The organism is Saccharothrix sp. ST-888 (assembly GCF_000955975.1).
Classification (GTDB): domain Bacteria; phylum Actinomycetota; class Actinomycetes; order Streptomycetales; family Streptomycetaceae; genus Kitasatospora.
Genome location: NZ_JYJF01000008.1, coordinates 67,769 through 77,095 on the forward strand (window position 1 = coordinate 67,769; position 9,327 = coordinate 77,095).

Genomic DNA, 9,327 nt, shown 5'->3' on the forward strand with positions numbered 1-9,327 from the left:
GAGACCATGACTGCCTCGGGCACTTTCGTCCCGTCCGCCCTGCACCAGGCCGGCCTGCCGGTCGAGAGCGTGCTGCACTCGGCCAGCGCCGGCGTCATCGTCGAGCGGGTCGGCCAGATCGCGCCCGGACGTGCCGACGCCGCCCGGGCGGTGGCCCGCGAGCTGGCCGAGTACATCAACACCAAGCACGGGCAACTGGCCACCGCCTTCGTCTACGAGGAGACCTTCGGCACCAAGGACCGCCTGCACTGGCTGCTGCACTTCCGCTCGCTGACGGACTACGAGGCGCTGCTGCACCTGGGCGGCCCCACCGACCTGCGCAACGGCGTCTTCGGCGGCGCGGTCGCCGAACGCCACGGCGACGCCTGGAACGAGGCGTTCGTACCCGGCAGCGTGCAGGAGACGGTGCTGCTGCCGCACCGGTGGGGGATCTTCGGCACGGCGACCGAGGCGATGGCGCAGGATCCGGCGATGAGCCCGATCAGCGACGGCACTCCGCCGAGGTTCCTGGTGCAGCCGGCCCAGCAGCAGACCTCGACGCCCCCCGAGCGCACGCTGAACACGGCGACGGCCGGTGTGATCATGCGGCGCACGGTGGACTTCAACTACGCCTTCCGCGCCGAGGCCCGGGTCTTCGCGCGGACCATCGCCGAGACCGTCAACCTGAACGCGGACGGGCAGGCCACCGTGCTGCTCTTCGAGGAGCCCTTCGGCCCGATGGACCGGGTGCACTTCCTGATCCACATGAAGTCGCTCGGCTCGCTCTACACGCTGATGGGACTGGACGCCCGGACGGACCCGCAGGCGCCGCGCGCGGGCTACATCCAGGACTGGATCTCGGCGGACAAGGGCGGCGGCTCCTGGGACCGGATCATCGTCCAGGGCAGCACCCGGGACAGCGCGCTGACGCCCCAGCTCTGGCGCTGAGCGACGTCCGCTGAACTGCGTCCGCCGAGTTGCGTCCGCCGAACGGAGTGTGCCGCCGACCGGTCCGGTCGGCGGCACACCCGCAGCGGGGCCGGGATCAGTCGGCCTGCGCCACCTCGACCTCGTGGCCGGCCGCGTCCGGCTCGGCGAACTCCAGCAGCCGTCGGCCCTCCGCCTGCACCGCGGCCAGGTCCGCCGGGCCGAGGCCGCCGAAGGTCTCGACGGCCAGCACCGCGCCGGACCTGCGCTCCTTCCGGATCTTCCACACGCCCGCGACGAAGCCGTCCACCAGCAGCGTGGGCAGCACACGGGCGCCCGGCCGGTAGACCCGGGTGCGGTGCTCGTCGGCGATGACCCGGCTGCGGTCGGCGTGTGCCAGCAGGAGGTTGTCCCACTCGGGCAGGAAGCGCGGCGGCGCGGTGGTGCCGGCGTCCGGCAGCGGGCCGTCCGGCACGTCGAACAGCTCGGTGCCCTGGTCGTCGCGGAACACCCGCAGTTCGGGGCGCAGCCGCTTGAGCACCGGGCCCAGCCCGGTCAGCCCGGACCAGGACTGGACGTCCTTCGCGCTCGCGGGCCCGAACGCCGTCAGGTAGCGCAGCACCAGCCCGTCCGGCTCGGCGGCGGGGGAGGGCTCCTTGCCGAGCCACTCGTCGGCGTTGGCGTACGTCGCGTTCGCGCCCGAGCCCCAGGTGCCGCCGGGCGGTACCTGCACGACCGGCAGATGGGTGCGCAGGGTGATGTAGGCGAGCGCCGAAGCGTCCCGGTCGGGCCGGGACGCCAGCAGCTCGGCGCCCAACTCGCCGTAGCTGCGGGGACGCTCGCCGACCAGTGCGCGTGCCTCGGCGGTCAGCGCGGCGATGTCGAGGCCCTCGGCGCGCTTGCCCATGAAGCCCCGCATGGCCTTGGTCAGCGCCGGCTGGACCGGTGTGCGGAAGTCCAGGAAGTCCCGCGCGGACATCACCTGCAGGGTGGCGCGCAGCATGGTCGCCCGCACCACCTGGCGGCTCTCCATCAGCTCGGTGAGGTGCTCGCGGCGGAAGTCCGCCAGCCGGCTCCACAGGCCCAGGTAGGGCGGGTTGGGGACCTGCGCCTGGAGCGCGACGACCTGTTCGACCGCGTCCAGCACCGGCAGTGCGGCTCGCTCCAGGAGCAGCTGTCTGGCCAGCGTGGCCCGGTTGAGCCGGGCCCGGTCGAGGACCTCTCCCGTCGCCGCTGATCCGCTCATGGCACTCCTTCCTCGGCTGCCGCCCGGCAGCGCCGGACACGGCCGCGGGTGCGGTGCCCGGCCGTGTACCCGGCACCGGCACCGCACCCGCAGACTCGGGCGTCAGGAGAAGACGGTAATACAGAACTGGTGCCCCGCAGGGTCGTTGAGGACCAGCCACTTCTCGCCGCCCGGCTGGAACTCCGGCTTGGTCGCGCCGAGGGCCAGCAGCTCCCGCTCGGCCTCGTCCAGGCTGTCGACCTTGAAGTCCAGGTGGAACTGCTTGGCGGAGTCCGGCCACTGCGGCGCGGTGTGGTCGGTGACCCGCTGGAAGGCGAGCCGCGGCGTGCCGGCCGGGCCGACGTAGGTGAAGTCGTCGCTGCTGAACAGGACGTCCCAGCCGGTCACCTTGCAGTAGAACTCGGCCAGCTCCTTCGGCTCGCGGGCATCCAGCGTGATCGCGGCGAGTTCGCCAATGGGCATGGTGCTTTCCTTCCAGGAGAGGGCTCCGCGTGCGGCGGACCCGTCTGCAGTTCGTGGCAGAACTGCGGCCCCCGCACGCCCCGGCCGGTGCCGGGCAGGGGCACGGCCATCGGCGGAGGGCCGCGCACCCGTCCACGAGCTTAGGCCCAGTCGGCTGCCAGGTGAGCGATATGGCGGAGCGTCACCCGAACGTGAGATCCAATTCGACGTCGGAGTGGCCGTCCGGGCCCGGGTTCTCGCAGACGTACCGGCCGCCGCCCGCGACGCCCGCCAGCTCGCCGGTGCCGGAGCCCGGGACCACGGTCAGCGCGGCCTCGGCCCGCCCGGCCGCCGTCGCGCCCTCGATGCGCAGTACGAAGCTGCCCTTCCGGTCGCCGATCCGGCCCTCCACCCGCTCCAGCCCGGTGAAGCCGCTGGTGCCGTCCGTCCCGATGCTGATCAGGCACTCCAGGGTGCCCCGGCCGTCGACGTCGCCCCGGTAGTGGTTGACCACGCTGCCCCGGAACAGCGCCGGTCCGCCCTCGGCCTCACTGAACGGCTGGGGGGCCCACGCGTCCCAGGTCATCACGCTGGTCGCCGATGTCTCCATGTCTGTTCCTCTCCGCTGCCAAGTCGTGTCCGCCGCCAGGTCGTGTCCGGTGCCAGGTCGTGCTGCGGCCGAGGGCATCCTGTCGCCGCCCGCCGCCCCGGGCTGCTCAATACTGAGCGTTTTCCGAAATGGCGGGCAGTGATTTCCGGAAATGCTCGCACGGATTGGCTGCGGACTTCCCGGGGATTCCGCCGGATGCTATTTTCCGGTCCATGACGGATGAATTGCAGGCCATGCCCGAGGACTGGACCAGGGCACTCGCGGTCGTCGCGCACCCGGACGACATGGAATTCGGCGCGGCCGGGGCGGTCGCCGCCTGGACCGCCGCCGGCAAGTCGGTCTCCTACCTGCTGGCCACCCGTGGTGAGGCGGGTATCGCCGGGATGGAGCCGGAGCGCGCGGCGGCGGTCCGCGAGGACGAGCAGCGGGCGAGCGCGGCGATCGTCGGTGTGGAGCAGGTCGAGTTCCTCGACCACCGCGACGGCGTGGTCGAGGGCGGCCTGGCGCTGCGGCGCGACTTCACCGCCGCGATCCGGCGGCACCGGCCGGAGCTGGTGATCGGGTTCAACCACCACGACCGTTTCGTCAGCGGCCGCTGGAACACCCCCGACCACCGGGAGACCGGGCGGGCCCTGCTGGACGCGGTCGGTGACGCGGGCAACCGCTGGATCTTCCCCGAGCCGGGCCTGGAACCCTGGGGCGGGGTGCGCTACGTGGCGATGTCCAACTCGCCGCACGCCACCCACGCCGTCGACATCACCGCCGCCGTCGACAAGGCGGTCGCCTCGCTGGAGGCGCACGCCGCCTACCTGGCGGCGCTGGTGCCCCCGGTCTCCGACGTCCGGGGCCCGCTGGTCGGGCTCGCCCGCAGTGTCGGGGAGCGCTTCGGCGGCACCCTGGCGATCTCGTTCGAGCTGGTCCCCCGCTGAGCCGCTGACTCGCCGACCTGCTGACCTGCCGGCCCGGGGTCCCGTTCTCCCGGCTCCGGCCCCCCGCGCGGGTGCGGGGGGCCGGAGCCGGGCCGGTCACGGCTTCGCCAGCACCGTCCGGTGCATCCGCCAGACCTGCGGTCGCGGCCGGTCCGGGTCGGGCAGTGCGAGCAGTTCCGCCAGGACCGGCTCCACCACCGTCCGCCAGGTCTCCCCGTCCACGTCCCACAGGTAGGGCGGCAGCCGCCGGGCGAGGCTGTCGTGCAGCTCCCGCGGGCTGGTCGCCCGCTCGTACTCGGGCTCGTACTCCTGCCGGAGCAGCTTGAGCCCGGCGCCGCCGCCGGTCGCCGCCAGCCCGGCGGCCGTGTCCGGGCGCGGCGGTTGGAGGACGGCCAGCCGGTCCAGGGCGGCGGTCAGTTCGTCCGGCCCGGCGCCGGGCATGCCGTGCACCGCGACCAGCCGCCCGCCGGGCCGCAGCACCCGGGCCGCCTCCCGCACCGCGGCGTCCATGTCGCCCACCAGGTGCAGCACATGGACGAAGACGGTGTTCGCGAAGGAGGCGTCCGGGAACGGCAGGTCGCGGGCGTCCGCCTGGTGGACCCGGTCGCCGAGCCGCTCCCTGGCCCGGGCCAGCATCGGCGCGGACACGTCAACCCCCGATACCTCCCAGCCCAGCTCCTGCAGGCCCACCGCGACCACCCCGGTGCCCACCCCGACCTCCAGCACCGGGCCGGGCACCAGGTCGCGGTGGAGCGAGGCGGCCGACTGCCGTCCGCGCTCCAGACCGCCGCGCATCCGGTCGTAGTCGTCGGCCACCCGGTCGAAGGCCATCGATTCGGTCATGCTTCGCTCCCTTGTCCAGTGCTGTCGGAAGTCCGGTGTCGCCCGTCCGGTGGAGTCGGAAGTCCCGCGGTGCCGGGCGGGCCTCATCGCTCCCAGCGGAGCTCCTCGCCGTCAGCGCCGGGACACCCCGGCTCCCGGACGAACCCCCCGATCAGCCGCGCCACCAGGTCGGCGCGGTCGTGGAGGCAGTAGTGGGTGGCGCCGAGCAGCTCGACATGCCGGGCGTGCGGGTAGTGGACCAGTGCGGCCCGCGCCCGCTCGGGCGAGGCGACCTCGTCGTGCTCGGCGGTCACGAAGAGCACCGGCACGTCCACGCCCGCCGCGTCCGGCGCGCTGTCGTACGCCCAGAAGTCCAGCAGCTGGCCGGCGTACCTGATCAGGGAGTCCCGGTCCAGGAACGGCCGCCGGACGGACTCGCGCAGCGCCGGGGACACCGCCGTCAGCGCCTCCCACGGCCCCGGCGGGCCGTCCGTCCCCTCGGCGGCCGACGGACCGAACAGCTGGAGCAGCCGCCCGGCACGGGCCGGGTTGCGGATGACCCCGCGGCAGACCGCGTCGAGATTGCTCTCGTACGGGGTGTCCTGCTCCTGGCCGGGCCCGTCCAGCCGGAAGGACGGGTTCAGGAAGACCAGCGAGGCCACCGCCGCCGGCTCGCGCCGCTGGAAGGCCGTGGCGACCTTGGCGCCCGTGCACCAGCCGACCAGGTGGACGGGCGTGCCCGCCGCCACCCCGGCCAGCCGGAGCGTGCCCGCCAGGTCGTCCAGCTGATCGTCGAGGGTGAACGGACGCGGGACCGGGCCGGTGCCGCGGACGTCCCAGGCCACCACCCGGTGTCCGGCCGCCAGCAGCGCCGTCAGCCGGTCCCAGGGCGTGCGCTCCTGACCCAGCGCGTTGATCAGCACCAGTACCGGCCCGTCGGCCGGCCCGCTGCTGCGCACCACCAGCTCGGCGCCGCCCACCTCGGCCGAGCACACCGACTCGGGCGGTGCCGGCTGCCGGGCAGCGCCGGTCAGCCCGAGGTGGACCGCTCGGAGTAGTCTGCGGTGCGCGCCGGGCGGCGGCTGGGCGGGCAGCGGCTCGACGGAGGATGCGGCGGTGCACGCGGCGGCGAACGCCCGGAAGGGGGTGAGCCGCCGGTGCAGGGCTAATTCCACGGCGTCCAGCTCCCGTTCGCTCCCGGCCGGCTCCAGTCGCAGCCCGTACGCCGCGCCGAGCTCCGGCAGCAGGCCGACGATCCCGACGAGTGGCGCGTCCAGCGCCCGGAACGGGCCGCCGCCGGGCTCCTCGGCCAGGTTCCGGAGCCGCTCGGCGGCCCGGTCCGACGACAGCAGCGGGACGGCCGCGCCGCTCGGTACCACCAGGCGGAAGGCCCGTCCGGACGGATAGCCGGGGCAGCGCTCCTCCAGGTCGGCCTGCCAGGCGTGCAGGGCGTCCAGCAGCAGGTGCGGGCCGCCCGCCGGGATGCCCCGGGCAACCGCCTCGGGAGCCACCGGCACCGGGGTCCGCATCGCCAGCCAGGGCACACCAGCGGCCAGGGCGGCCGCTGCGGCCTCGCGCAGCAGCAGCCGGTCGGCGCCGGGCGGGCCGGTCGAACCGGTCGAACCGGTCGGGCTGGTCGGGCTGGTCGGGCCGGTCGGGCCGGTCGGGCCCACGGTGACCACCCGCAGCGCCCGCGCGCCGAGTGCGGACAGTGCCGCGAACAGCGCCCGGCCCGCCGCCAGGTCGGCAGGCCCCGGTTCACCGGGAGCCACCCACCAGACCTCTGCCGCCCGCAGCTGCGCCAGCGCGGCCGGAAACCCGCCGGGCGCCACGGCTCGTCCCGCCATGGCCGGTTCCGCCGAAGCCGGTACGGTCGGGACGGTCGTCAGCAGGGCGGCCGGGACGGGCGCGGCGGCGGCCAGCGCGCCCGCCAGCACCGCGGAGGCGCCGCCGGTGCCGGCCACGAGCACGGAGTGGGCCATGGTCCTCTCATCCTGGTCGTCCTGGATGCGGCAAGACGCTCCAGGATTGACTGCGGGATGCCGCGCCTCTGCTCACAAGTGAGCATTCCGACCGGCCCGGAGACGTCATTATCGACCCGCCGGTGAAACCCGCCGCGCGCAATCGGGACGACGTCCGGAGCGGCCCCTCGGGAAATCGGGGAAATGATCCGGCGGATCGGCTTTCCGTACTGCGTTCCGTACTGCGTTCCGCACTGCGCGGGGGCCTTGCCGCGCCCGTGGGCACCGCCGAGGCACGAAGGGGGACGGTCGAGATGGCTGTGCAGTGGAATCCGGCCTACGAGCACGCGGTCCGGTCGGCGCTGCGCGGCCTGCCGGACCACGCGCCGCTCGACCCGGACGCGCCGCTGCCGGCGTTCGGACTGGACTCCCTCGGCATGGTGGCCCTGGCCGGCGTCCTGGAGGACGAGTTCGCCATCACTCTCCCCGACGAGGCCATGGTGCCCGCCACCTTCGCCACCGCAGGCAGACTGTGGGGCGTCGTGGCCGGCCTGCGCGACTGACGTTCCGTCGGGGCCGAGCCAATTCGTCGGGGCCGAACCAAGGAGACCCCGATGACCAGCACCACCCTGCTGCACGAGTGGTTCCGAACGGGCCTGCGCCGCAATCCCGACGGACCCGCCCTCGCCGTGGCCGGCGAGCAGATCGCCTACCGCACGCTGGACCTGCGCGCCCGGGCCTGGGCCGCGGCCCTCCTGGCAGCGCCTGCGGGTGCGCCGACCCGGGTCGGCATCCTGGCGGCCAAGAGCCCGGAGGCGTACACCGGTCTGCTCGCCACGCTCTACGCCGGTGCGGCGGCCGTACCGCTCGGGCCGGAGAACCCCGTCGCCCGCAACCTGGCCGTCGCCGAGGCCGCCGGGGTGGACGCCCTGATCGTCGATCCGGCGGGGGCGGCCCAGGTCCGGCCGCTCGCGGAGCTGCTGCCGCTGCGGACCGTCCTGGCCCCGCGCGGACCGGGCGGCGCGATCCCGGACGGCCTGGCCGAGGAGTACCGCGAGCCCACCGGGCGCAGCGTCGCGGACCTCGCCTACATCCTCTTCACCTCCGGGTCGACCGGCAGCCCCAAGGGGGTGCCGATCAGCCACGGGAACGTCGGCGCCTTCCTGCGGGCGGCGCTGCCCAGGTACTCCTTCGGCCCGGCCGACCGTTTCAGTCAGATCTACGAACTCACCTTCGACCTGGCGATGTTCGACCTCTTCATGGCCTGGGCGAGCGGCGCCTGCGTCCACTCGCTCTCCCGCCTCCAGGCCCTCGACCCGGCACGCTGCGTCCGGGCCCACGGGCTGACGGTCTGGCACACCACCCCCAGCCTGGCGCGCGCCCTGCAGAGCCGGGGCCTGCTGGGGGCGGACAGCATGCCAGGACTGCGGCACACCGTCTTCTGCGGCGAGCCGCTGCCCGAGGACACCGCACTCGCCTGGCACCGGGCCGCGCCCCGCAGCACCGTCGACAACATCTACGGGCCCACCGAGCTCACCATCGCCTGCACCGCCCACCGTTGGGAGCCACCCGGGCCGGTCGGGTCCGCCGTCGGGCCCGACGGGGACGCTGCGTCGAGGACGGCGGGCGGCGGGACGGTGCCGATCGGGGTGCCGAACGAGGGTATGGAGTACTTCCTGCTGTCCTCGCCCAGCAGCGCGGACGCCTTCGTCGGCGAGCTGTGCATGACCGGCCCGCAGATGTTCGGCGGCTACCTGGACCCGGCCAACGACAGGGGACGGTTCGTGACGCACGCGGGCCGCCGCTGGTACCGCACCGGCGACCGGGTGCGGCTCGACGACACCGTCGGCCTGATCCACCTGGGCCGGAACGACACCCAGGTGAAGGTCAACGGCTACCGGGTCGAGCCGAGCGAAGTGGCGGCCCAGATACGGGCGCTGACCGGTTCCGACGCCGTGGCCTTCGCGGCCGCCACGCCGGACGGGACCGTCCTGGCCGCGTACGTGCTCGGCGGTCCCGCCCCCGATCTCGTCGCGCTGGCCCGCCGGCTCGCCGAGCGACTGCCCGCCTACATGCTCCCCGGCCACCTGTGGTGGCTGCCCGTCGCACCGCTGAACGGCAACGGGAAGACGGACCTCGCGCTGTTGAAGGCCGAGGCGGTCGACCGGATCGCCGAACTCGCGGGCGGCGGCCCGGACCTCGCCGAGTGAGCCGGACCGTGTCCCGTCGCCGCGGCGGCCGCCCGAGGCTTTACCGCCGCGTGGCCGCTCGCGCGGACCGGCGGTGCGCGCTCAATTCTGAGCAGGCCGGGCCCGCCGCCGTCGCTAGGGTCACCCTTGAGCCCGACTCCCGTGACCGCCGGGGAGGTTGCGGGCAGGAGTCCCGCCGCAGGGTGACCCGGTGCAGGGCGAC

The 9,327-nt window shown here is 74.4% G+C and carries 9 protein-coding genes; 4 read left to right on the forward strand and 5 right to left on the reverse strand.

Annotated features, from left to right (window positions below; genetic code table 11):
• The first annotated feature begins 6 nt into the window (after positions 1-6).
• On the forward strand, positions 7-927 hold the full coding sequence (locus UK12_RS05800) for a DUF6039 family protein (RefSeq protein WP_045300257.1): 921 nt from the start codon (positions 7-9) through the stop codon (positions 925-927).
• Between the two features lie 97 nt (positions 928-1,024).
• On the opposite strand, the gene UK12_RS05805 is transcribed toward UK12_RS05800, so the two are convergent.
• From UK12_RS05805 to UK12_RS05815, 3 genes are all read right to left on the reverse strand, one after another.
• Positions 1,025-2,152, reverse strand: a complete 1,128-nt coding sequence (locus UK12_RS05805; protein ID WP_045300259.1) for a winged helix DNA-binding domain-containing protein — start codon at positions 2,150-2,152, stop codon at positions 1,025-1,027.
• Between the two features lie 102 nt (positions 2,153-2,254).
• Entirely contained in the window at positions 2,255-2,614 is a 360-nt protein-coding gene (locus UK12_RS05810) for a VOC family protein (protein WP_045300261.1), read from the reverse strand.
• Between the two features lie 181 nt (positions 2,615-2,795).
• Complete coding sequence (locus UK12_RS05815) at positions 2,796-3,203, reverse strand: DUF3224 domain-containing protein (RefSeq protein ID WP_045300263.1); 408 nt, start codon at positions 3,201-3,203, stop codon at positions 2,796-2,798.
• Between the two features lie 212 nt (positions 3,204-3,415).
• Between UK12_RS05815 and UK12_RS05820 the strand changes: the two genes are divergently transcribed.
• Complete coding sequence (locus UK12_RS05820) at positions 3,416-4,132, forward strand: PIG-L deacetylase family protein (protein WP_045300265.1); 717 nt, start codon at positions 3,416-3,418, stop codon at positions 4,130-4,132.
• A gap of 96 nt (positions 4,133-4,228) precedes the next feature.
• Here the strand turns inward: UK12_RS05820 and UK12_RS05825 are convergent, their stop codons facing one another.
• Together UK12_RS05825 and UK12_RS05830 are read right to left on the reverse strand one after the other, a co-directional pair.
• Positions 4,229-4,975, reverse strand: coding sequence for a class I SAM-dependent methyltransferase (locus UK12_RS05825; RefSeq protein WP_045300267.1), 747 nt, complete (start codon positions 4,973-4,975; stop codon positions 4,229-4,231).
• An 83-nt stretch (positions 4,976-5,058) separates the two neighbouring features.
• On the reverse strand, positions 5,059-6,936 hold the full coding sequence (locus UK12_RS05830; RefSeq protein WP_052681606.1) for an alpha/beta fold hydrolase: 1,878 nt from the start codon (positions 6,934-6,936) through the stop codon (positions 5,059-5,061).
• A gap of 293 nt (positions 6,937-7,229) precedes the next feature.
• On the opposite strand from UK12_RS05830, the gene UK12_RS05840 reads away from it, so the two are divergent.
• Together UK12_RS05840 and UK12_RS05845 are read left to right on the forward strand one after the other, a co-directional pair.
• Positions 7,230-7,478, forward strand: a complete 249-nt coding sequence (locus tag UK12_RS05840; RefSeq protein ID WP_045300272.1) for an acyl carrier protein — start codon at positions 7,230-7,232, stop codon at positions 7,476-7,478.
• Positions 7,479-7,529: 51 nt separating this feature from the next.
• On the forward strand, positions 7,530-9,125 hold the full coding sequence (locus tag UK12_RS05845; protein ID WP_045300274.1) for an AMP-binding protein: 1,596 nt from the start codon (positions 7,530-7,532) through the stop codon (positions 9,123-9,125).
• Positions 9,126-9,327: the final 202 nt, after the last annotated feature.